Origin of the sequence: Fibrella aestuarina BUZ 2, assembly GCF_000331105.1 — a bacterium.
Classification (GTDB): domain Bacteria; phylum Bacteroidota; class Bacteroidia; order Cytophagales; family Spirosomataceae; genus Fibrella; species Fibrella aestuarina.
On sequence record NC_020054.1, the window covers coordinates 746,156 to 770,054 of the forward strand.

At 57.9% G+C, this 23,899-nt stretch carries 21 protein-coding genes; 8 read left to right on the plus strand and 13 right to left on the minus strand.

Annotated elements, in window-relative coordinates; all coding sequences use genetic code 11:
- Position 1: 1 nt before the first annotated feature.
- Complete coding sequence (locus tag FAES_RS02955) at positions 2-4,267, minus strand: T9SS type A sorting domain-containing protein (protein WP_041257438.1); 4,266 nt, start codon at positions 4,265-4,267, stop codon at positions 2-4.
- 346 nt (positions 4,268-4,613) lie between these two features.
- Here FAES_RS02955 and FAES_RS02960 point away from each other — a divergent pair, with 346 nt between their 5' ends.
- Complete coding sequence (locus FAES_RS02960) at positions 4,614-6,011, plus strand: OmpA family protein (RefSeq protein WP_015329707.1); 1,398 nt, start codon at positions 4,614-4,616, stop codon at positions 6,009-6,011.
- Between the two features lie 82 nt (positions 6,012-6,093).
- Positions 6,094-6,459, plus strand: a complete 366-nt coding sequence (locus FAES_RS02965; protein ID WP_015329708.1) for a nuclear transport factor 2 family protein — start codon at positions 6,094-6,096, stop codon at positions 6,457-6,459.
- Here FAES_RS02965 and FAES_RS02970 read toward each other — a convergent pair.
- Together FAES_RS02970 and FAES_RS02975 are read right to left on the minus strand one after the other, a co-directional pair.
- Positions 6,456-6,965 (minus strand): hypothetical protein, encoded by a 510-nt coding sequence (locus tag FAES_RS02970; protein ID WP_015329709.1) that lies wholly within the window; start codon positions 6,963-6,965, stop codon positions 6,456-6,458. The two genes, FAES_RS02965 and FAES_RS02970, sit on opposite strands and share 4 nt — an antisense overlap.
- A gap of 61 nt (positions 6,966-7,026) precedes the next feature.
- The gene (locus tag FAES_RS02975; RefSeq protein WP_015329710.1) at positions 7,027-7,590 is read right to left on the minus strand and encodes a Crp/Fnr family transcriptional regulator; all 564 of its coding nucleotides are present in this window, start codon (positions 7,588-7,590) and stop codon (positions 7,027-7,029) included.
- Positions 7,591-7,684: 94 nt separating this feature from the next.
- On the opposite strand from FAES_RS02975, the gene FAES_RS02980 reads away from it, so the two are divergent.
- Positions 7,685-9,094, plus strand: a complete 1,410-nt coding sequence (locus tag FAES_RS02980) for a vanadium-dependent haloperoxidase (RefSeq protein ID WP_015329711.1) — start codon at positions 7,685-7,687, stop codon at positions 9,092-9,094.
- A gap of 103 nt (positions 9,095-9,197) precedes the next feature.
- Here the strand turns inward: FAES_RS02980 and FAES_RS02985 are convergent, their stop codons facing one another.
- Positions 9,198-10,385 (minus strand): phosphoglycerate kinase, encoded by a 1,188-nt coding sequence (locus FAES_RS02985; protein ID WP_015329712.1) that lies wholly within the window; start codon positions 10,383-10,385, stop codon positions 9,198-9,200.
- A 115-nt stretch (positions 10,386-10,500) separates the two neighbouring features.
- On the minus strand, positions 10,501-11,163 hold the full coding sequence (locus FAES_RS02990) for an SGNH/GDSL hydrolase family protein (RefSeq protein WP_041257441.1): 663 nt from the start codon (positions 11,161-11,163) through the stop codon (positions 10,501-10,503).
- A 74-nt stretch (positions 11,164-11,237) separates the two neighbouring features.
- Here FAES_RS02990 and FAES_RS02995 point away from each other — a divergent pair, with 74 nt between their 5' ends.
- Positions 11,238-11,687, plus strand: coding sequence for a DinB family protein (locus FAES_RS02995; RefSeq protein ID WP_015329714.1), 450 nt, complete (start codon positions 11,238-11,240; stop codon positions 11,685-11,687).
- Here FAES_RS02995 and FAES_RS03000 read toward each other — a convergent pair.
- Positions 11,684-12,616, minus strand: a complete 933-nt coding sequence (locus FAES_RS03000; RefSeq protein ID WP_015329715.1) for an alpha/beta fold hydrolase — start codon at positions 12,614-12,616, stop codon at positions 11,684-11,686. The two genes, FAES_RS02995 and FAES_RS03000, sit on opposite strands and share 4 nt — an antisense overlap.
- 87 nt (positions 12,617-12,703) lie before the next feature.
- Between FAES_RS03000 and FAES_RS03005 the strand changes: the two genes are divergently transcribed.
- Together FAES_RS03005 and FAES_RS03010 are read left to right on the plus strand one after the other, a co-directional pair.
- Positions 12,704-13,690 carry a hypothetical protein gene (locus tag FAES_RS03005; RefSeq protein WP_041257443.1) on the plus strand — a complete coding sequence of 329 codons (987 nt, stop codon included), beginning with the start codon at positions 12,704-12,706 and terminating at the stop codon, positions 13,688-13,690.
- A 24-nt stretch (positions 13,691-13,714) separates the two neighbouring features.
- Positions 13,715-14,101, plus strand: a complete 387-nt coding sequence (locus tag FAES_RS03010) for a RidA family protein (RefSeq protein ID WP_015329717.1) — start codon at positions 13,715-13,717, stop codon at positions 14,099-14,101.
- 62 nt (positions 14,102-14,163) lie between these two features.
- Here FAES_RS03010 and FAES_RS03015 read toward each other — a convergent pair whose 3' ends face one another.
- The 5 genes from FAES_RS03015 to FAES_RS03035 all read right to left on the minus strand — a co-directional run bounded on the left by FAES_RS03015 (position 14,164) and on the right by FAES_RS03035 (position 19,116).
- Positions 14,164-14,802: a hypothetical protein gene (locus FAES_RS03015; protein WP_015329718.1), complete on the minus strand. Its 639-nt coding sequence runs from the start codon at positions 14,800-14,802 to the stop codon at positions 14,164-14,166.
- Between the two features lie 2 nt (positions 14,803-14,804).
- Positions 14,805-16,121: an LVIVD repeat-containing protein gene (locus tag FAES_RS03020; RefSeq protein WP_015329719.1), complete on the minus strand. Its 1,317-nt coding sequence runs from the start codon at positions 16,119-16,121 to the stop codon at positions 14,805-14,807.
- A gap of 133 nt (positions 16,122-16,254) precedes the next feature.
- A complete protein-coding gene (locus FAES_RS03025) occupies positions 16,255-16,713 on the minus strand; it encodes an META domain-containing protein (RefSeq protein ID WP_015329720.1) in 459 nt (152 codons plus the stop codon).
- 50 nt (positions 16,714-16,763) lie between these two features.
- Entirely contained in the window at positions 16,764-18,578 is a 1,815-nt protein-coding gene (locus FAES_RS03030) for a hypothetical protein (protein WP_015329721.1), read from the minus strand.
- Positions 18,565-19,116 (minus strand): RNA polymerase sigma factor, encoded by a 552-nt coding sequence (locus FAES_RS03035; protein WP_015329722.1) that lies wholly within the window; start codon positions 19,114-19,116, stop codon positions 18,565-18,567. The genes FAES_RS03030 and FAES_RS03035 overlap by 14 nt, the downstream gene beginning before the upstream one ends.
- Before the next feature lie 284 nt (positions 19,117-19,400).
- On the opposite strand from FAES_RS03035, the gene FAES_RS03040 reads away from it, so the two are divergent.
- Positions 19,401-20,135: a hypothetical protein gene (locus FAES_RS03040; protein ID WP_041257446.1), complete on the plus strand. Its 735-nt coding sequence runs from the start codon at positions 19,401-19,403 to the stop codon at positions 20,133-20,135.
- A gap of 117 nt (positions 20,136-20,252) precedes the next feature.
- Here FAES_RS03040 and FAES_RS03045 read toward each other — a convergent pair whose 3' ends face one another.
- Both FAES_RS03045 and FAES_RS03050 read right to left on the minus strand, forming a co-directional pair.
- Positions 20,253-21,761, minus strand: a complete 1,509-nt coding sequence (locus tag FAES_RS03045; RefSeq protein WP_015329724.1) for a DUF4394 domain-containing protein — start codon at positions 21,759-21,761, stop codon at positions 20,253-20,255.
- Positions 21,762-21,875: 114 nt separating this feature from the next.
- Positions 21,876-23,342 carry a capsule assembly Wzi family protein gene (locus FAES_RS03050; RefSeq protein ID WP_015329725.1) on the minus strand — a complete coding sequence of 489 codons (1,467 nt, stop codon included), beginning with the start codon at positions 23,340-23,342 and terminating at the stop codon, positions 21,876-21,878.
- Positions 23,343-23,500: 158 nt separating this feature from the next.
- Here FAES_RS03050 and FAES_RS03055 point away from each other — a divergent pair, with 158 nt between their 5' ends.
- Positions 23,501-23,899 (plus strand): HIT family protein, encoded by a 399-nt coding sequence (locus tag FAES_RS03055; protein ID WP_015329726.1) that lies wholly within the window; start codon positions 23,501-23,503, stop codon positions 23,897-23,899.

Sequence of the window (23,899 nt, forward strand, 5' to 3'; positions counted from 1 at the left end):
CTTACTGTTTCACCACTTTAAATACCGTTTGGCCCGCGTCGCCAACCACGCTGAGCAGGTATTGACCGGCGGGAAGGTTGCTCAGGTCGACCTCGTGGTCGAGGCTCGTTAACGTACCCAGATCGCGCTGCCAGAGGGCCCGCCCCTGCATATCGGTGAGGTGGAGCGACAGGCGTTGCGCCATGGGCAAAGGCCCCCAGACACGTACCTGACCCTGCGTTGGGTTAGGCGCTACCGTCGCCCGAATGGGCAAACTTGGGTCAACCGCGAGTGGGTTCACGACCGTTAGCGTCAGGCTACCGGTAGCGCGGCCAAGCCCGCATTGCAAGTTGAAGACACTCTGTAAGGTATACGTCGTGGTGGCGTCGGGCCGAACGCGGTAGAAAAACGGTGACTCGTTGATGGTCAGCACTTCCATACCATAAACGCTGTTGGTCAGCGTCAATGACCACGGCCCGCTGTTGTTGAGCGTAATCACAATCGGCACTAGCTCATTCACATACGCCTGCGTGGGCCCGGCAATGGTCGCCACCAGCCCCGGCCGGATGGTCAGGATAGTGCTCGACGAACCTAGTACGGCCGGATTGCTGGCCCCGATGCGCAGCCGATACCCGGCCCCCGCGACGTTGGCGGGCAGAGTAACCGACAACGTGTTGGCCGAAACGAGTCGGGTCGGCAGCGGCTGGTAGTTGAGGCCGGTCGTGTCGGAAAGGTACACCGTGTAGGTGTTGCCAGCACCGAACGCGCCTTTCGCCTCAAACGTCACCAGCACCGTACCACCCTGGCAGATGCCTTGCAGGCCATTCGTTGGGCTGATGGTGGTCACGCGAAGCTCATTCGTCGCGTTGGGCAGGACCGTCACCGAGACCGACCCCGTGGCCGACCCCACGCCGCAACTGTTGCTCACCCGCGCCACCTGATACGTGCTGCTCTGCTGGGGCGAAAACGTAAGCGTGTTGTCGGCCGTGTTGAGCGTCTGCACCGTGCCGTTAGTAAACGTTACCGAGACGGGCAGAAAGCCACTGGCCACCCGCACGCCCACCGTCACGGGCTGGTCGGGGTACTGAATGGCATTACCGCCCGCAATGACCACGCTGGGTACGTCGCCTACCACAATCGTCGGTGTGTTATCGAAGCCCGGCAGGCCCGTTACCGACGAGACCAGCGAGACCAGATACGTACCCGACGGGATGCTGGCATTAATCGGGAAGGTAAGCCGGTCGATGGCGTTGGCCGACTCCGCCACCCGGATGCGGTTGCCACTAGTGCTGGTGAGGAAGACCGTGAACCGATCGGTTGCCGCAAAATCACCCGCGACTTCGTAGGCCACCGTGGCCTGATCGCCGTTGCGGCAAAACTGCGCTTTGTTGACGGCCAACGCCCGTAGTCCTGGCTTAAACGAGACCCGCACACTGCCCGTCGCCACACCAAACCCGCAATATGAATCATACACGCCCGACACGCTGTACGACGTCGGTCGGGCGCTGTTGGCAAATAGCGGTACCGTAGTCGGCAGCGTAGCGATGGGCGAATAAAACTGGTCGTTGATGCGGTACTGGTAGGGGCGAGGCAACACGGTTGGCGTTCCCGACGGGTCAGTGAGCTGCACGTTGACGCTGTTCTGGTTGGCTTCAAGCACCACCGCCGTCTGGTTGTTGGGCGGCGTCAACTGGAGGCGCGGAATCCGATAAAACCGAAATGAACTGGCAGTCGGCTGACTGTAAAACTGGTCGCCACCAGCGTTGGACAGCACCCGCACGGCATAGCTTTGATTGAGCGTAAGCGAACTGGGTAAGCTGCTGGTGAGCCGGTTGCCCGCGAGGCGCGCCGGTAGTGTCTGCACGACATTGTCGTTGACCAGCAGCTGCAACGAATGGGTCATGTTGGCCGGAACCGTCCCCTGGGTAACCACAAAAACGCCCAGCGAATCGCCTTCGCAGTAAGCTGTTTGCTGCAACTGCGGTTGCCAGATGAACGGCTGCACCCGCACCGTGACCGTACCCGTGCCCCTGGCCGCGCCGCAACCGTTTTGCACCGATCGGATGGTGTAGGTCGTGGTTTGGGTGGGGCGTACGAGCACATCGGTACCCGCCCCCGTGAACGTGCCGCGTGTGCCGTCGGAGAGGGTGAGCTCCACAGGTACGTTGCTGTTTGAGGTGGTGGTCAGGCGCAAGGGGACGGCATCGCCGGGGCGGATTACGGTTTCGGTCGCCCCAAATCCGCCGTAACTCAGCCGCACGGCCTGGGTCGGGTCGATGTACGTAAACGGCCGGGCGGCGCTGGCCAGCACATTCGTTCCCGCCACCGGGCTGCTGGTCACGACCCGTACCTGGACCCGGTTGAACAGCGTATACCCAACCGGGATCGTGACCACGATGGGGCTGGCCGTACCTGCCCCCAGATATCGCCCTTTAAACAGGCCGTCGTCTTCCATAATCTCGACCCGATACGTGGTATTGGCCGGTACATTGCCTTTCGTCGTAAACGCGACCGATACGGTGTTGGCTCCGCAGAGGATGGCGGGAATCGGGCGCATGAAAATGGCCGTTGTGTCGCCCAGCACCCGTACCTGTGCGCTTCCCTGCGCAACGCCCACCCCGCAGCTATTTTGTACCGATGCGACGCTGAACGTACCTGTCTGATTGGCCAGCGCTTCGACGAGCACGGTACTGGCTTTCTGCGAAAAGTCGATCAACCCGGATACGGTTTGCCGGGATCCGTCGGAGAGGGTAAGCTCGGTTGGGCCGCCCTGGCTGGCCAGATCGGCGAGCAGGTAGGTCAGTTGCGGCCGGTCGAGGGTTTGCGAGGCGGAACGAAGTAGCAGGCGCGGCGGTGTGGCCACGGCCAACGGCTGGCCATACACGTTGCCAGCATTGCCATTGCGGGCAAGCTGGCAAAAAAACTGCCCGGCTCCCAAGGCGCCGTCGCGGTTATACGTGGGGTCGGTCAGGTAGTTATCGGGTAAGGGGCGCGCAATGGCCGTCAGGATACCGGTGTTGGGCTGGGCACCGGCCACCACCCGTTGCACCACAAAGTCGATGGTGCCCGCCTGTAGCTGATCACCGCTGACGCGCGCCGCCCCACGCAGGCTGTATTCGGCTACATTGGTCGAAATAGTCCCTTCGTTGGTCGTAAAATACACCTGAAACGGCTGCCCCGTACACACCAATGTGCTCGACAGGGAGTCAATGCGGTAGCCGGTCCGGACGGTCACGGTGGTACTCCCGCTCCCCGCCTCAGCACCCGCCGCCGCGCAGCCGCTGCTCACGCGCTGAACGGTGTAGGTCGTCGTCTGGCGCGGTTGCACGGCAATGGTCTGGTCGGCTCCTTCTTCATAGGCCATAAAGGGTCGTTCGCTGCCGTCGGTAAAGGCCACAAAGCCGCCGCCCAACCCCACGATGGTGGCGCGTAACTGCGCCGTCTGACCAAAATTGATGGTCGTATTACCACCCGCTAACCGGACCGTTGGCGCCCGCCGAATCATAACCAGACTGGCAACGGGATCGTACTGATCGCGGTAATAAGCCGACACGTTGGCAACATCCGACGTAAGCCGGAGCCGATAGGCCCCCGATGTCGCCACGTTAGCCGGGACAATGAGGCGTATCGGGCTCTCCGTGGCCGAGACGGAGGTACTGTAAGTGGGTCCATTGCCGGTTACGGGAAGAAAATCGGCCCGAAAGGGCGTATTGGCTGGCAACGGCCGATCGGTGGAGTAATACACGAGCAACGGTTGCCCGGCGCAGGGTTCGGTCGTCGATAACCGCGAAACCAACAGACCCGCCGACCGCACCGTTACGGGAATGGCCCCGCTCGTGCCGCTGACGCCGCAATTATTGCCCACCGTGGCTAATTGGTAGGTTTTGCTTTCTGTCGGAAACACCGTCACCGTTGCCTGGAAGACATTGTCGATGGTTCGCTGCTGACCGTCGGTAAACTGAAGCGTATAAGGTCCGCCGCCGCTTAGGCTAACGGCGAGCGGCAGCGGATCGCCCGGATTAAGGGTCACGTCGGCGGCCGGTGTCAACAAGCGGGCCGAGGGGATGGTGTTGGCCTGAAAATCGACAAAGTTGCTGCCCACCTCCGGCCTCGTCGATGATACCTGAATCCGATAGGCCTCTCCTGCCCGTATTTTATCGGGAATACGGATGCTGCCACCCAGCGCCGACACATTGTCGGTGACAACGGCGACCGATCCATTGTTATCATGAAACGTGACTTTGAACTGGTTCCCTACGTCAAACGGCCCCACGACAGTAAAGCTCACCGGTACGGTACCGCCCAGGCAACCGGTTGGGGCAGGACTTAGCAGGATTTGTTGACCAAATCCGGGTAGCGCTAGCAGGCAACTAAGCAGGTAGCCTGCATAACGAAAACCGGCTTTGGAAAAAAGGAAAAGGAAACGTTGATGCACAGGGTAAAGGGTTGGCTGTTCTGATCTGAAAATTAACCATTCCACAACCAACCAATGCCAGAAAGGCCAGACAATAGCCTGTGGAAGCGTCTTTTTTTATCGAATACGCATACAAATGCACTGAAAATAAAACTTTTGCAAGAGAAAATTGTAATTTCTAATACCTAAACGTGCTTGACCGCACACAAACCAAGTAAGTATGGCAGTTAATCTGATTGACATGGCTAAGAGTTACCTGACCGACGCCGTTATTAGTCGTATCAGTAATTCATTGGGCGAAAGCCCCGAAGGCACACAAAAAGCAGTTGTTGGCGCACTGCCTCTGTTTCTGAGTAGCCTTATCTCGCGGAGCAGCACGCCGGAAGGCGCTGGTTTTCTGAGCCGCCTACTGCAGCAGGCCATGCCGTCGGCAACCACATCGGCGACCGTCGATGCCAACGACCCGGATACGCTCATGCAGCGGGGTAGCGGGCTTGTCGATTCCCTGTTCGGGCCAAGCAGCAACCTGGTGTCGGGCGTCTTATCTCAATATGCAGGTGTGAAAACCTCGTCGGCATCGAGCCTGCTGGGGTTGGCCGGGTCGCTCATCACCGGTGCGCTGGGCCGTCAGGTTGCTTCGCCGAATGGCGGTTTCGATGTGTCCCGAATCATGGGCCTGCTGGGCGATCAGAAGGACAGTATCGCTGCCGCCATGCCGTCGGGGCTATCGGCGCTGCTGGGCAACGTACCTGGCCTGGGTTCGCTTACCAGCGGTCTGGCGGGCGCAACGGGCGCTGTTGGGTCTACCCTGGCGGGTGCAGGTGCGGCAGCGGCTTCGGCGTTTGGCAACAAGCCCAGCAGCACGCCGGTCAGTACGCCCGCCTATGCCGATGACGATAATCGGGCCGGTGGGTTCAACTTCTGGCCGTGGGTACTGGCGGCGCTGGCGGCTGGTCTGATCTATTACTTCGTGCGGGGCTGTGGCGATAAACCGACCGACGCAACGACCACAACCACGTCGACCGTCAACGACACCACATCCGCTGCCGTGCAAGACGCTACGGCCACCGTCGATACGGCTCAGGCCGCCATGGAAGCCATGGCCGATACGGCAAGCAGCGCGATCGCCAATGCGGCGAGTAATGCCGCGGCCGCCTTGGGTGCGTTTGGTGCCAAAAAACTGCCCGATGGTGTGGAACTGAACATCCCGGCCAATGGCATTGAAAGCAAACTGATTGCCTTTATCGAAGACGCCAGCAAGCCTGTTGACAAAACCACCTGGTTCAACTTTGACCGGCTGCTGTATGAAACCGCCAGCGCCAAGCTGAAGCCTGAATCGCGCGAGCAGTTGCAGAATATTGCGGCCATTCTGAAAGCGTACCCCGCCGTGAACCTGAAAATCGGTGGCTACACCGATAACACCGGCAACGCGGCCGCCAACAAAAAACTGTCGCAGGATCGGGCCGAGTCAGCGATGAAAGAACTGGTTAATCTGGGCGTAGCGGCCAGCCGATTGGAGGCCGAAGGCTACGGCAGCGAGTATCCTGTGGCCAGCAACGCCACCGAAGAAGGTCGTGCGCAAAACCGCCGTACGTCTTGCCGGGTGACGAAAAAATAAATAGGCGGTAGGGTATCGAGTCGTATGGACTGGCGCGCGAATATTGCAGACGCGTCAGCCCATACGACTTATTTTTTTGCCTATGACCGCCAGCGAAGCCTGCATCCGTCGGTACATCGACGCCTACAACCGGAAAGATATCGATGCCATGGTGGCCTGTTTTACCCACGATGTCGTGTTCCGAAACATCAGCAACGGCGAGATTACGCTCGAACTGAGCGGGCAACCGGCACTCCGCAAACAGGCGCAGCAAGCGGCCCTGCTGTTTAGTGAGCGCCAGCAGACCATCACCGCCCTGCTGACCTATGGCGATTTCTGGGAAGCCACCATTGCCTATCGGGGTACGTTTGCCAGCGGCCCCAATGCCGGCCAGACGATCGAGCTACAGGGTGAGTCGCGCTTTTTCATGGAAAACGACCTCATCGCCCAACTTACCGACAAGAGTTAGGTCGCCAGCCTGACCGTACCCCGCTGAGAATCACGCAGGGCATCGCGCACCCGTAGCGCGTAGCCAATGGTTTTGCCAACACAAAAGAGCCGGATGGCATTACCTAACATCCAGAGTACACCCAAGCGGTGGGCCTCGGCCTCGGGTACGGCAACTGGTCCCAGAAAGAGTTTTACGTTGAGTTGCAGTACAATCAGGACCGTCAGTAACGTACCCACCCCACCCCAGATGGCCGCTCGTTTCAATGCGGCGGGGGCTACCAGACGAGCGGGGTTCTGACGAAAACAGAGCCAGACCAACGTCAGTACCGCCAATTGGGTGATGGGTACGTAATAGTGGTATTGGAGTACGACCGAGTAAAAGCGGTTGTAGGCGTGCAGCACATCGAGTGGAGCCACCAGCCAGTTGGGCATCAGGATGACCTCTTCATACAGATTGCCAAAGAACCAGAGGAGCAGCCCGAACAGAGAGGCATGGAGCCAGCCGAGAGTTTGTTTGCTTGTCATAGCCCAAAGTTCGGGCGGGACACAACGGCTAAACTTGCCAAAAGGCAAGAAAGGCAGTGGGTTATTTTTTTCGCCGTAAGCGGCTCAGCGTGTGTGGCGTAATACCCAAAAATTCGGCAATGTATTTCAAGGGTGCCGACTGCACAAGCGTGCTTTCCCGACGGATGCGCTCATAACGAACCTCGGCCGGCTGTGCCTGAAAGGAAACGATTAGCTCAATCAGTTGCACCGACACGTCTTCCCACAGTTTACGGCCAAATTCCTGCCAGCCCGGCACCGTCTGGTAGAGATGCTGCATATCGGCATACGAAATCACCAGTAATGTGGTATCGGTCAGGGCCTGAACGGCAAAACGGCTAGGTCGCTGATCGCGAAAACTGGCCAAGTCGCAAAACGATTGGCCACTCATGGCGAGCCAGCCCGTCAGTTCATGCCCGTCGGGTGTAAGATGGGAAATTCGGAGGCTACCTTGTTGAATAAAAGCAAATTCGCCATTGACCTGCCCCGGTTGCAAGTAGAAACGGCCCTTGCTGACCAGCCTGATTTTGGCGCAACGGTTGACGGCTTCCAAGTCATAGGCAGTCAGTGAGACATATTGAGCTATGAACGTATTGAACTGATGCATACCTGATTAAGGCGCTGGTTGGCAACGTTTTTGCTACGCACAATACGAGTTATTGTGTGACCTACGCTGATGCCAATTAACTGCACTACCTCTTATGTTAAAACAACTACTCAACAATAGCGGGTTGATACGTACCCACTTGGTGGCCCCCCTGAAGATCGTCTTACTGGGTGTAGGCCTGTTTTCGGTGCTTCAGGCTTGCCGCTCTACAAACGGCACCGATCCGGTTGCTCCACAAACCCAAACCAACCGGGCGGCTGACTATAGCAATGACGTGGCGCTGCAATGGAGCGATATGCACCTGCGGCTCGTGCGGAACAGTCCCGGTTTTACGCCACCCGTCGCCGCCCGTACGTTTGGGTATGCTGGCCTGGCGATGTACGAGGCGGTAGTGCCGGGAATGCCCAATAACGTATCGATGGTCCGGCAATTGCAAGGGCTGACGGCCCTGCCACAAACCACGCCTAGCCAAACGTACAACTGGGCCCTAAGCGCCAATGCGGCACAGGCCGAGGTGCTGCGCGGTTTATTTGCCAACGCGACTGCTGCCTACAAAACCCGCGTCGATTCGCTGGAGCAGGCATTATTCAATCAGTTTAAAACCACCGATCAGGAGCAAAACACGCGCTCGGCGGATTTTGGCAAGCGCATTGGGGCGGCTGTGTTTGAGTGGTCGAAAACCGATGGCGGGCACGAAGGCTACAGCCGAAACTTCCCGACCTCGTTTATTCCCAGCACCGATCCCGGCCTGTGGCGACCCACTGAAAACGGGCGAACCATCCCGATGCAGCCGTATTGGGGCCAAAATCGGACGATGCTCGCCTCGACGCAGGCCATGACCATGCCCGTACCGCTGGCCATCTCGACGCAGGTAACGTCGACCTATTTTGCGCAGTACCTTGAGGTGTATACCAAGAACAAATCCCTGACGCAGGAAGAGAAGGAAATCGCCGTTTGGTGGTCCGACGACCCCAGCGAGACGTTTACGCCACCTGGCCACTCGTACAACATTGCGCGGATTACGGCCCGTACGGCCAAAGCGGATCTGGGGAAGGCTGCTGAAACCCTGGCGCGCGTGGGTATTGCCGTATCCGACGCCTTTGTGCGTTGCTGGAAATGCAAATACTTGTATAACAATGAGCGGCCCTACACCTACGTCCGCCGGACCATCGACCCTACTTGGGTACCCTTCTGGCCGGCACCGCCGTTCCCCGGTTTTCCGTCGGGGCACTCTACACAGTCGGCGGCAATGGCAACGGTGCTGACGGATCTTTATGGAACTACGTTTGCTCTGACCGACGATTCACACGTAGGCCGGGTACGTGACGCCGCCCGCAACACCGATTTCAAGCCGCGGTATTACCGGTCGTTCTGGGAAACGGCCGAAGAGTCGGGCTGGTCGCGGATTCTGGGGGGCATCCACACCCGTCAGGATAACGACACGGGCCTGCGCGAAGGCCGCGCCATCGGCCAGAATATCAATGAGTTAACTTGGAAACGGTGAGGGGGATGAATGTATAATGCATGATGGACAATGCACAATGGGGCTGACGCAAGAATAGACGCGTCAGCCCCATTGTGCATTGTCCATCATGCATTATACATTCTTACTGAAGGGCTGCTACGCCGGGGAGGGTTTTGCCTTCCATGTACTCGAGGAGCGCGCCGCCGCCGGTCGATACGTAGCTGACGCGGTCGCCGTAGCCCGCGTTGTTGATGGCCGACGCCGAGTCTCCGCCGCCAATAAGCGAGAACGCTCCGTTTTCTTCGGTTGCTTTCACGACCGCTTCGGCGATGGCGTTGGTGCCGGTGGCAAAATTCGGGAATTCAAATACGCCCATTGGGCCGTTCCAGAGGATGGTTTTGGCGCCTTCTACGATGCCGGTGAACAGCTTCACCGATTCGGGGCCAATGTCGAGGCCTTCCCAGCCGTCGGGAATCTGACCCGTGGCAACGGTTTGCCGGTTGGCATCGTTCGAGAAATCATCGGCACACACGTTGTCGACGGGCATGACGATGTTCACGCCTTTTTCTTTCGCTTTTTTCAGGATTTCCAGCGCCAGTTCCTGTTTATCGGCTTCGAGCAGCGACTTACCAATCTGACCGCCCTGCGCTTTGGTAAACGTATAGGTCATGCCCCCGCCGATGATCAGCGTATCGACCGTATCGAGCAGGCGTTCGATGATCAGGATTTTATCGGAGATTTTGGCCCCGCCCATGATCGCGACAAACGGCCGCTCGGCGTGATTCAGAATCTTGTCGGCATTTTCGATTTCGGCCAGCATCACGTACCCACACACGCGGTCGTCGAAGAATTGGCCAACTACCGCCGTAGAGGCGTGTGCGCGGTGCGCCGTTCCGAAGGCGTCGTTTACCCACACATCGCCGAGTTTCGAGAGCTTTTCGGCAAAGGCCACATCACCTTTTTCTTCTTCCTTGTAAAAACGCAGGTTTTCGAGCAGCAGAATTTCCCCTGGTTGCAGGCTGGCCGCCAGATCGGTCGCCGATTGGCCGATACAGTCATCGGCAAACTTCACTTCCCGGCCAAACGTCTTCGACAACGTCGGAATCAGGTGCTTCAGCGAATACTTCTCGGTTGGGCCATCTTTCGGTCGGCCCAGGTGCGACATCAGAATCGCCGACCCGCCATCGTTCAGAATTTTCGTGATCGTCGGGATGGTCGCTTTGATGCGCGTATCGTCGGTGATGTTGTATTCTTTATCGAGGGGTACGTTGAAATCGACACGGACGAGGGCTTTCTTGCCCGCAAAATTGTAAGAGTCTACAGTCTTCATGCGTAGTCTGACCGGTTTTGGTTAGCGGGGCAAAAGTAATGAAAAGCATGGGGCTTAGGGCAAAGGGCAGGTATCGGAGACCCTGCCCTTTGCCCTAAGCCCCATGTGCATACGCCTACATTCCCTGCAATACGGCCCAGAGTTGGTCGGCGACGAATTGGTTGCCCGTATCGTTGAGGTGCACGCGGTCGGTGGTCAGGATGCCCTTTTCCTTGTTGCCAGCGTTATTCCGAACATTATAATCCAGGAAGGATTTCCGGAGGTCGCAGAGAGGCAGATTCTGGCGGGCGGCCAGGTCACGGATGAGGTTGCTGTAAGCGTTGAGGTCGCCGTCCTGATCATTCGAGAAGTCGGTTTTTTCACCAATGGCGGCGGGCGTACAGAGCACTACCCGGCCCCCGTTGGCCTGAATCTTACGGATAAGCGCTTCGTAGAACTTAACAAACTTGTCGGGGTCGGTACCCGTGCCGTAGGTACGTTTGTGCCACACGTCGTTGACGCCAACGTAGATCACCACCACATCGGGTTTGAGGGCAAGCACGTCATCGTCGAGGCGCAGGTAGAGGTCATACACTTTATTACCCCCGATGCCCTTGCCGATAAGTTCGTAGTCGGCCGCTTTGTTCTGCTTAGCCAGCATCTCCTGCATTTTCGTGATGTAACCGCCGGGTTGAACGCCTGCCTGCGTGATAGAGTCGCCGAAGAAAATGATGCGTTTGGGTTTCGTGGGGAGGGTGAAGGCCAACAGGAGTGGCAGCAACAGATAAAGGGCTTTCATGACAACGTAGGGGCACTGTTTGGTTCGAGTAAGAAACCGCCCGGAAACCATTTTATACTGAAACCGAAGCCCCCATGCAGCGCACCCTTTTGCTCGATATGCTTGCCCAGAATGAACTGACCTGCTCGTTTGCGCTGAACCGGATTACGGCCGAGAACAGCCGGTTACGCCTGACGGAGACCAGCGCGTCGGTCGGGTTTATCTACCGCCATCTGGCCGAGACCATGCTGCTATTCGGTACGTTTTTCGGTATACCCACCAACGTACAAAACACCACGATGGGCCGCACCGACGAAGGGGCCGTGTATGACCTTGCCGAAAGCCATCAGCTGCTTGCCGACGGCTACGCCCAATTCAGGAAGCTGGTTGAGACAACGCCTGACGATGCCTGGCTACAACCCATTGACACCCCCTTTTTCGGGACGGTATCGTGGGGGCGGCTGTTTGGGCATGTATTGTTTCACAACGCGCACCATACGGGGCAGATTGCCATGGCGTTGGCACACGGAACTGAGCTGCGCTAATGCCCTGGCTGCCGCACCGACCAGTTTCGGTAGTCAGCAACAGTCTGGGCGGGCAACTCTTCCATGGGTACGTGGCCCGCATTCGGGTAGATGATGAGCGTATCGTTGGGCAAGTCGCGGTGAAAGCGTTGCGCCACCTCCACCGGGATCAGGTTGTCGTGTTGGCCCCATAGAATCAGCGTCGGTTGGCGAATCTGGCCGATGCGTAGCCAGAGCGAGTCGAGCGCGGGTTGCCGACGAACAAACGCCTGCCGGTTCCCTTCGCGGCGATTCAGGTCGGCGTAGCGCTGCACGAGCGTATCCGTCACGAGTCCATCGTTATGATACAGGTTTTCGAGACTGCTACGAAACAGCGCGTCGGGCGTCAGCTTCGCTATCAGACCATTAACCAGCGGTAACTGCGCGAGCCGGAAGCCAATAGGCACCGATTTAGGCGTAAACGGGTAGCCCGCCGCGTCGATCAGAATCAATTGACGTACCCGGTCGGGACCCATCAGCGCCATATGCCAGGCGATGTTGCCACCCAGTGAATTGCCCGCCACGTCGCAGCGCTTGAAGCCCAGCCGTTCGATGAACAGCGCCATAAACCGGGTGTAGTACTGAATCGACGCTTCGTTTTGCGGGTGCGGGCCGGTCAGCCCATAACCCGGCAAATCGAGCCGGACAATGCGTCGGCTGTCGCGTAGGGCATTGACCCAGCCGTCCCAAGTTTGCAGCATGGACCCAGTGCCATGAATCAGCACCAACGGGACCGAATCGGCGGGGTTTCCTTCCAGCCGGTAATGCACATCCATGCCATCCAGGTTCATGAAGGCGGAACTGGCATCGGTATAGCGGGCTTTAAGCTCGGTAACGGTAAGGTCGGTGCGGTACAGACCGACGATGACGACTAGCAGCAGGATAGGGAGATAGGAACGTATCTTTTTCAAAGCAAAAGCGATAGCCGAGTTGGCGACGAATTGTGTAGGTTGCACTACCTGACCAACACACCATCTAGAGCTCGTAAATTACAACTTATGACTGCTATTTACACGTACCGCTGGCTCGCCTTACTTATGGTATACGCCGCGCTGGTTGCTTTTGCCCACTTAATCGTGCTACCCTCGGCGGCTTACACAACTCGCCCAGAACTAATTGGCACGGCGCTGCTTTTTGACCTAATGGTCTGGCCCCTGCTGACTTTCTATTGGCTCATCGCCCGGCCACAGCGGTGGTCGACGGGGCGCCTGGCTCTATTGGCGGCGGGGTTAGCGCGTTTGGCTATGGCCTGGCTTCCCAGTCTGCCCGTGCCGGGTTGGGCGTTGATGTGGGGCGTACTGGAGGGGCTTGTGCTGGGAGGGCTGGCGTTTCGGCTGCGCACAATTATCCGAACCTACCGCCTTCTCCGACGTACCCAGGATGCAGAAATTGCCTGGCAAGGCGCGTTAGCTGCCGTAGCTGGCGAACGGCTTGCTAGGCTTGTGCTGGCAGAAGGAGAAACGATCTATTACGCCCTGCTAAACTGGCGCAGCGAGCCCTCGTTTCCTGCTAACACCACTCCGCTCACGACCCACCGCGAATCGGGGCAACTGGCGTTGTTGTGGGGCCTGCTCGGCATCAGTTGTATTGAATTAATGGCCGTACACGTACTCCTACTACATTGGTTGCCGTCGGCCGCGGTCTGGGTTACTCTGCTGAGTGGCTACGGCTGCCTGCTGCTGCTGGCGGTGATCAACACCATCCGGGTGCGCCCCTCTTACCTAACCCTTGACGCCCTGCATCTGCGCCTCGATTTGCGCTGGTGGGCTGTTATTCCCCGCCATCATCTTGCCGACGTGACACCCATATCGGACAAACAGCCGGGCGCGCTCAATGCCGCCTTGCTGACAGCCCCCAATTTGCTGATAACGTTTAACGAGCCCATTCAGCTCACGGGCCTGTACGGAATCAGGAAGACTGTTACCCAGCTAACACTGTTTGTCGATGATCGTGGAGCTGTACTCAGGAACATCACAAATCAATAAAATCAACCGCCGCACCATATAGAAATGGCAAGACAAACGATCCTGTCGGGTTCGCCCTGGGAAGACAAAATGGGCTATTGCCGGGCCGTCAAGATCGGCAACGTCATTGAAGTGTCGGGCACAGTCGCTATCGTGGATGGCCAAGCCGTAACCGCCACCGATATCACGGCCCAGACCCAGAACATATTGGACCGTGTGGCCAGTGTACTGGCTGGATTGGGGGCGTCGATGGCTGACGTGGTGCGTACCCGGATGTTCACCACCGATGTGTCGCGCTGGGAGGAAATTGCCGTGGCGCATGGCGCGGTGTTTGGCGACATCAAACCGACCACCAGTATTTACGAAGTCAGTGCCCTGATTGCGCCCGAATACCTCATCGAAATCGAATTCACGGCTATCCTGAGTGACTAAAAAAAGGCCGCTCAACCAGGAGGCTGAGCGGCCAGAAGCAGCTAGTACGTACCCAGCGCTGATCAGAAACTGACGCCTAACCGCACGGCCAGTCGGTTGTATACGCGGCTTTCGTCGCGCCGGATGTCGTTCCATTGCAGGGGCTTGGCCGACTCGACGGTTTGTCGTTTATAGCTCACCGTCAGCAGAAAAGCGCCTTTGTCGGGTTTGCCGAAGCGCAGCCCCAGGCCGGGGTTAAGCATCAGCCCGCCGCGCGTGAGTTCGTAGCCCGTGGTCGACTGGTTGAGCCAGGTAAGGCCGTAACCAACATCCGCCGAGGCAAAGACCTGCACGTTTTTCTGATTGGGCCGCGCCAGGTCGTACCGTATCCCGGCCCCAACCGGCATCAAGAGTGCGTTGCTGTACCAGTCGACGCCGACCACGCCGCCAACGGCTAGCCGGGGTTTTAGTTGAACGCCGTTGAAGGTCTGAATGGTCAGGCTGAGCCGGTTCTCGACCTGCTTATCAACCGACTGAACCGTCGTGGTGCCATTCCAGATCCAGCTAGGTACGTCGTATACCACCCGCCCAAACAGCCCGCCCACTTCGGTGTAGTTGACAAACGGCCGGGTACGTTCCCGGACCACCTCCTGCACCTGGGCCATTGCCGCGTGGCCCGCCAGCATCGCCAGCAGACCACCTATTGCCAGAAAAGCGCGCATACCTAGGTCAGAACGGGGCTTTTCACGGGAATCCGGCTCAGCAGGCGGAGCGCACGCGGGTTGCTGTAATCGAACTGGTAAAACCCGTCGCGACCGATCAGCAGCAGCGTTTTGCGGCCGTTAACGCCTCCCATCGGGATCACGTCATAGGCTTGCAGGTCTTCCATGTATTGCTGTAGGTTCTTATCCACCTGCATAGGATCGGCGACATTGAAGGATTTGAGCCCGTAGGCGCCTTCGCAGATGAACAGGTTGGGGAAATCGACGCCGAGGCCGTGCGGATTACGCATGGGATAGCTCTTCAGCAAGCGCGGGTTCGTCAGGTTCGTAATATCGACTACGTCGAGCTGATTGGTGAAACCAGCGCAGGTATTGCCCGACCGAAGCGTGACGTAGGCCGTGTTGTCATTAACCACCACCGGGTCGCAAACGCGGGCGTGCTGGAACACCGACAGCCGCTGCGGATTGGCCGGATTGGCATTGTCGTAGATGAGCATACCCGTCTGAGAACCAATAAACAGCTTGTCTTTATACGGGAAAATCGTTTCGATGCCCCAACCCATGTTGATGGTGTTGCTCAGGGCGGGTTGGCTCGGTTGCTGAATGTTGAACAGCTTCATGTCGGTCTGCCCGACGGCATACAGAAACTTGTCGTAAAGTGTGAATCGGGCCATCGAGCCGCCCGTGCCGTTGGTGCCACCGCCCGGCGACGCTTTGTTACCTCCGCTGCTCAAGTCAGCAGAGGCGAAGGCTACGCCCCGGTTCCACCACACATTGTTGGTGGGGGTAGCCTCACAGTTGGTCTGGATGGTTTCGGTAACGTACCTGACTTCCTGATCCTGAATCATATTGTTGCCATTCTGCGGGGAGTAATACCACCAACCGCCGTCGAATTGGCCCTGCACAAATACATCCCGGTTGCGGCTCACCTCCCGAATGTTAGTAAGATCACCGATGTCGAACGTGACAAGGTCCATGTAGCTGTCGGCATACAGAAAATTGTCGCGAATGGCCAGATCGCCGTTGCCGGGAATGCGCAGAAAGGCTACTTTCTTGGGCGACTCGGGGTTACGATTGTCGATGACGTGAATGCCTCGTTTCAGCTCATTGATAAACAGGTAGCCGTCTTTCGTGTAAATCTTACCGGGTTGCTCCAACTCACGGGCGGCCTCGATGCTCACACCCTGACGTACCTGCGTGGTGGTGAGCTGCACCGCCGTGTATTGGCGGTAGGTGTGCGTCTCGGTGCACTGGTCGGTACAGGCCGAATCGATCATGGCTAAAGGCATCAGCCACAATAACTTGTAGAGTCGTTTCATCGCGTTGCTTGGGGTTTATAGTGTATACAGGCAGGAGTCGGCCGGTACGTATTTCGTTGGAATAGCGACAAAAAAATCGCCCGGCAGCAGGGCCACCGGGCGATCACGTCCTACACAAAATGTTATTCACTACTTACTGTCGTTGGTAAATCAGAATTCCGGGGGTTACTGCGGTGTAAGTCAGGTATAATAAATCATTGCTGGTCACTTCAGCGCGGGTCACATTGCGAAGCCGGGTCAGGTACGTGTCTTCGTAGCGCATGGCGTCGGCAGGGCCCGCTACCAGGGTCGATCCCAGGTTGCCAATGCCACCCGTGCCCGCTTCACCCGATTCGATCGACGGCCCTTTGCTGATGTTCGCATCCGCGAAATAGGCGTTGACCGGCGCCCGCCCCGACAGTTTGAACGAATCGAATCCCGCCAGCTGAACCGGCTGTTCTTCAATCCGCAAGGTTACCGTATAAGCCGAATTCGGGTCGACCAGCTTCCAGTCGCCCACCAGCGTGCTGCTGCCGGTGGGTCTGACTGCATCGCCAGACCGGCAACTGCCCAGTAGTAGTACACTTAACCAGATGAAAACCAGTGCCTTCATGATACGATCAGATACGGATTTAACGCCTTCGTGGTTGCGTACGGATATCGTTAAAAATGCCGATCAACGCTGAAACTCAGCCCCACCTGCTGCGGTAAAGCCTGTAGATTGACATCGTTGAGCGTCAGCGATTGCAGATGTTGCTGGTACATACCTGCCATCGAGGCCGACCAATGACGGTCGGGGCGGTAACGTACCCGAACGCCCGCCGTTCCGGCCATCGTAACGGGCCGGTAAATGCCGTCGCCCGGTTTTACGTCGATGGTCTGGTTGACGGTATTGCGCACGAACCAGTTCGAGACGAGGCCCGTCAGCAGGGCTAGCCCAAATTTGCGGCGGGGCCGGAATTCGTAGCTCACCTGTGCCGGCACCTGCACAAACTGATAGCTATTGCTAACCGTTGACCCTGCCGACTGTTGGTAGCGGGCATTCTGAGTACCGACAAAATCGTTGATCAACCCGTTGGCGGCAGAGGGCGAATAGGCAACCGACTGATTCGACAAGCGGCTGCTGATCAGGTCGGTATATAATGTCTGGTTACTTACGTTACCAACACTGCCTTTGTCAGCAACGGAGGCATAGGTCGCCCGGCCGGGGCTCTGTACGCTTGCCTGACTGCTGAGGTAACCCACGCCCGTTTCGATGGCCCAATGCTCGCTCAGAGGCAGACCCGCGTTGACCTGAACGGTCATGGCGCTGCCTGTCTGCGCGTTGATTGTGGCCGGATTGGCGGCGAGGTTGTTAAACGTGCTGTTATAGCCTGAGTTTACGTTTGCCATTGATGCCACGGCGCTTGAGCGCATCGCGAGCGTCGGGTTGAACGACGCCGCCGCGACGCCAGCCGATACCCAGGCTTTGCGGTGCTCGGTGCGCGATTGGGCGGTGCTCACATCGGCCTGTTTGGCCGTAGTTTCGGCGGCTTCGTCGTGCTTGTACCAGACAATCCGATCATTTCCCACTGCCCGAACTGACAGCGGCTGAATGCTCAGTGGAGCGAGATTCATCACCAGCCGATCCGGCGAAGCATTGTCCAATACCAGCAGATCCACACTCGGCGGGACCGCGCCGGGTACGTTTACTTGGGGCGTGATTGTCGTGTTCGCTACAGAATGCGCATTTGCCAGGTGCTCAGTACCTACTACCGGCTGGGATTGGCGGAATGACATGGTCGGCATGGAACGGTTGCTGGGGGCCATTGACGAGGTCATCGACATGGTGACTTGTCCGAACGTGCCTCTGGATGCTACCCGTTGCGTGATAACCACCTGTTCGTTGAAAGTCATCGATGGTTTGGCGGCTGGCTGAGTCGGTTCAGGAACAGGCGTGCTTGCCGCGGCGACAAGGGGCGTTTCAGTAACCTCCGGCTGATCAGCGGTCGGTGCCGCCGTTGGGTGCTGTTTCGCCACTCGGCTGGCCCGCACAGGTACGTTGGCTGCCAGGGTAGCCGGGCGTTCTGGCCGGGCCGACCGGCTCGCCAGCTGATCGGGCTGGGTGGCCGGTTCGTCAATAGATGGCTGCGCTGCACCGGCGGCAGGAACTGGCTTTGGGGCTACGGCCATCTGGCTGCTGCCCGTTGTGCCGGGGCGCAGGCCATCGTCGCGGTGCCAGGCCCACCAGCCAAACAGCGTGAGCAGGAGCGAAGCGGCAATACCCGCCGCCCAGCGACCAAACAGCATCGACTGCTGCCCCTGCCGGTGTTGCCAGAGCGGAATAATGCCATCTTCGTCGTCGAGGTCGAGCTGGCGCTCCACCGCATCCCAAACCCGGGGCGGGGGCGCCTCCGACGCGTCGTCGAAAACGCGCTTCCATTGGTCGTTGGGTGAACCAGAAGCACTACCCATGATATAGTCGTCAGAACGATTCATTTCGGATCGGTAAGTCGTTCGTTAATTTTTGTTGTAACAGGCCTCGGGCCCGGAAAAACTGAGATTTTGAAGTCCCTTCCGAAATGCCCAGTAACTCGGCAATTTCGATATGGGTATACCCTTCAATGGCATACAGGTTAAAGACCGCGCGGCACCCGGCCGGTAACTCCTGCACCAGGGCCAGCAGGTACTGATAGTTGAGCGTCGGCAACGTTTCGTCGGCTTGCGGCAGCAGGTTGGCGACCTCGTCTACATCGGTCACATTGTCGAATGGCTTGTTCTTGCGAATATGTTTCAGCGCCGTGTTGATCACGATTCGTTTCAACCAGGCCTCCAGCGGACAGTCGTGGCGAAACTGGTCGATGTGGCGAAAGATCTTCACGAACGAATCCTGCAACACATCGGCCGCTTCATCGACATCCTTAATGTAGCGCTTACTAACGGCAAATAGCTTCCCCGCGAACCGGTCGTACAGCTGTCGCTGGGCGAGCCGGTCCTGGTTTTTGCAGCCGTCGATAAGCCTTTGTTCGTCGAGCATAAGGGCGTGTAGGTAGTTGAAAGACCCTCTTCATCCGCCACGGGTTGGAAACGAAACGGTAAAAGTTTAGAATACCTGGTTCGTCACAACGCCATCATACAGGGTCGCTGCTACCTTCCCAAGCGGTTACCCGTTCAGTAACAAAGATAACCCGATACACAGCCCGTTGGGTGTCCGTCTGACTAGTGCTGGGTACGTTGCGGTAGCAGGCCGTCTGCGTGAAAAGATGCTACAGCCGTATGGACGTATACGGAAAATCTCGATTTTGTGAAGAAAACGGGATCATGACACGCACAACGCTTTTACTGGCCGCTTTACTGGGCAACTGGCTGGTCGCTCGGGGCCAATCGGCTACGCCACCACTGGAAGCGCCTACCGTACAACAATCGCTCAATTCGCTGGGCACCAGCGGTAACATGTCGGCCGTCCGCACCTTCGATGGCCGGGTCATTAACCTGCGCGGCACGCCCCTGCTGTACCCCGACTGGACGCCCGGCGAGGCCACGCTGGTCAACGGGGCGCAGATCACCAACGCCCGCTTCAAGTACAACGTACCCGACAAGCGGCTTCTGGTTTTGCGGCAGGGGAAAGATTCGACGCAGGTTGAAGGCTACAACGTGCAATCGTTGACCCTACAGCCCATGAACACGGCCGAGCCCCAACGCTACGAACACCTGCCGCCGTTGAAAAACGACGTGTCCATCACGCGGGGCGATCTAGTGCGGGTTATCTATCGGGGGCCATACACGCTGGTTCAACTGCCCGTGAAAAGCTTTTACAAGGCCACCTCGTCGAGTCCTTACGGCGAAGCCCGCGATTATAATGAGTTCCGCGACGAATCGGTATACCTGCTTGTTCGGCCCGATGGCACCGCCGAAAAAGTGAAGCTAACCAAGAAGTCGCTGGCGGGTGCCTTGCAGCAACAGGCCGATGCGTTTACTAAATTCGTGAAAGACAACCGGCTGGATGTTGCCTTGGAAAGCGACGTTGCCAAAGCCCTGGCCGCCTTGAGTAAGTAACGTCCGCTAGGTCAAGCGAACGGTCTGTTGACCAGGCAATGAAAAAGGTGGTTGGGCTGACACGTACCTGCGTCAGCCCAACCACCTTTTTCGTATTGATCGTGTCGTCTTGCTGGTCTAGAAGCCCAGACCAACCGCCATCCCGCGAATTTCGGGGCTGCTCGGCAGCGCCGTCACCAGCGTAGCCGTGCCGTTAGTCAGGTTGATGCGGTATACACTGACGGCGTTATTCACCCGCAGCAGTGCATAAGCCATGCCCGACATACCACCGATATCAAACCCGTTGGCCGCTTCAAACGTACCCAGACCCAATGAGCCGACCATTACCTGCGTGCCGTTGTTGGGTGGTGCCTGCGTGTACAGGTTGCCCGTTGCGTTGTCGAGGCTGTAGAGCGTAGTCGAGCCAGCGCCTGCAAAGTTGTTGGTGTAGGCCGACGCCGAGATGTTGGTTGATGCGCCGTTGATCGCGCCATCCACTACGGCAACGCCATCGGCCGGGTTCACGCGCAGGTTTTGGCCCGTGCTGCTCACAATCCGGATACGGTCAACCGTGGGGTTGAAATCGAAGCCGAACGTGGTGCCGGTTAGCGGTGTGCTCAACGTCGCAACCGCCGTAGCGGCGCCGCTCGATACGTTGATCGTGTAAAGGCGGCTGGTGCTGCCCAGAGCGTACAATTGCCCATTGACCGGCCGGAAGTCGATACCATAGATGCTTTCGCCCGATTGCAGGCCCGTCAGCGGTTTGATAATCGGGCTGGGTGCCAGTGGGTTGAAAATGTGCAGGTTGTTATTGCCGTCAACGGCATAGGCAACCGCCTCCGCCGGAATGGCGAGGCCAATGATGTTGCCCGGCAGATTGCCCAGCTTTTGCAGCTTACCCGTGCTCAGGTCAACCTGCGAGAGCTCCGATTGCCCGTTGAACACGGTTGCGGCTAGCGCCCGGCCATCCGGTGCGATATCGAAACCACCCACCGCCGTAACATCAAGACCCAGCGGGCCAACAGGCACCAGGCGGCCGTCGTTTGGCGGATTCTGGATGTACAATTGATCCGTAACCGGGTCGATGTCATACAGCGTCGTCGTCGTTACGCCCGACCGGTTGTTGGTGTAGGCCACCGCCGTGATAGTCGCGTTAGGAACGCCGTTGATCGAACCGTCAGTTGCCTGAACGGCACCCGTTTCCGGGTTCAGGCGGAGGTTCTGGCCCTGTGCCGTTGTTACCCGAATCCGGTCGACGGTAGGGTTGAAATCAAAGCCAACGGGCGTACCGGTCAGCGTGGGCGAAAGCGTATTGCCAATGGCCCGTGCTACCCCCGTCATCTGGTTGATGATATACAGGCGGCTCTGGTTCGAGATGCCATACAGCTGACCCGTTGCCGGCCGAAAATCAATACCGACCAGTTGTTCGCCCTGTTGCAGGCCCGTCAGGCCAACGGTAGCCGTTGGAGCATTTGGGTTACGGACATTGGTCTGAATAAGTTGGTTCGCGTCGTTCAGCGCGTAAATCGTTACGTCGGGCAGAATAGACGGATCGGGGGGTGTGCGGTGATCGCAGGCGCCTAGTGTGAGCAGCGCACCCAGCGCCACAAAACCAATCGCTTTACGGGTAGACAGGTAGTTGAGCATGTGTAAATCAATGAGTTCTACAGACAGTCAGTCGTTGACTGCACCCATGCTTACGCAAGAAGTAGGCCTTTAGATTTAAAAATGATTAAAAAATGACGTAGTGGCCTTACCTGCTCACCAGTGCTTCGATAGGCTGATGTAGCCGCCCGAATTGACAGGTAGTAACGTACCCCGGTCAATGGCTGCGGCGGTCGTGAGCAACAGGCCTGAAGCGCGGCTAATGGGCCATTGCAAGGCCAGAGAAGCTGATACCTGTTCGGTGGGGGTTGGGTATGGTTTGGCAAACGTGCCGAAACCTCTCGAAAATGAGCCCCGAAGCGTAAAGGATGGCCCTCTGGTAAAGCCACCCTGCACCGCGCCGTACCAGGCAATCAACCGGTTATTGGGAAAAAAGCCGGAGTTCTCATAGGAGGCCGCCGTTGGGCCAAGCTCTGTTACCGGCACCATCAGGGGCGAGCCGATTGTCCGCTGCCGATACGACCAGCCCTGCCGGTATTGAGCGTGGTTGAAGTAGTTGTCGGCACCCTGAAAGCGCGCCTTGAAATCAAACGTATCGTCGGTCTGATCGGTCGTGCAGAGCCACTCCACCGTGACGCGACGTACCTGGAAGCGCGCTTTCGGATTGGCCAATCGCTGGTAACGTAGCCCCGTCAGCCCGTCAGGTACGTTCTGGAAGGCCAGCCCGGAGGCGTCTTCGTAGATATGCTGGTGATAAAGCTGCCATTGCCCCCGTGGCCGCCGCCAGTCGACTGAGAAGTCGATGCTGCCGATGTGATTACCGACCCGGTTTTCACCATCAAATTCGGTCAGCCGGTCGTTTCGGAAGGCTTCGGGATATGACCCGCTGATCACATACCAGTAATCGCGGAGTGTACTCGGTAACTGGCCATTGACCGCAATAGGGGAGTTCAACAGATAGTCGGCGTAGCCCGCCCATTGCACCTGATGGTTCAGCCCGCCCGTTACGTGTAACCGGGCATTGGGTTTACCCAAGCGGAGGTAAGCGTATTTCTGATGCAGGTAGGAGCCTTTCACGTAGGTATTGGCAAACCAGCCGTGCGCGTAGCCCGCCCGAAACGCCACAAACCCCTTGGTAAAAGGGAGCGGCACAAAGTCAGGCGTGTGGAGTTGCACTTTTGGAAAAGGCAGCGCATTGCCCGACCAGATCACAAACCCCGACGATAGGAGTGTGTCGCCCAAGCCAACCACCTCGCGCCGGTTGCCCCCCCACAACTCGATGCCCCCCCAACGCAGCTTAACATAGGCATCGGGCAGGTAGGTTGTCGCGGACCGCGCCGACGGGCCAATTCCCTGATTGAGTACGCCGTATAAGCCCGCTCCCCAGTCAAATCGGCGCGCACGGCCGGTGGAGTCGGTGGCATACTCGCGGCGGAGGGTAGCTCGCAGCGTACCGAATGACCCCTTGACCGGCACGGCGCCCCACTGATTGGCCCGCAACCAGAGCGGTGTTTGCTCGTCGGTGGTCACCAGACCGCCTACTTCTGCGTCGGCATGCCATCGGGACTGGGCCGTTGTAGCTAACGTAAGTCCCAGAAGAAACGCGAGGTAGAGAAGCCGCATGAAACGAAGAGTACAGGTCGAGCTGGTCAATGTATACGGTGCGTGTATAGGGTTTACGGCAAAAAAAGTAAGTGGGATTGTTCACCCGTCAACACCATTTTACTTGACACGAACCGGTAAAGGCTGAACTTTAGCCCATAAATGTATCGTACAGCACTATGGCTTCTATTTTTTCACGCATTGTGGCCGGCGAAATTCCCGCCCACAAGATTGCCGAAACCGACGATTACCTGGCCTTTCTAGACGTGATGCCTACCGCAGTGGGGCATACGCTCGTCATCCCTAAAAAAGAAGTTGATTACCTGTTTAGTCTCGACGACGACCTGTACATGGGTCTGATGGCCTTTGCCAAAAAAATTGCTCCGGCTATCGAAAAGGCCGTGCCCTGCCGCCGCATTGGCGTGGCGGTCATTGGCTTGGAAGTGCCCCACGCCCACGTGCACCTGATTCCGCTCAACAGCATGGCCGATATGAACTTCAACCACAAACTGTCGCCAAGCCAGGACGAACTAGCCGCTACAGCCGCCAAAATCCGGGCGCAACTGGGCGAGGGCTAA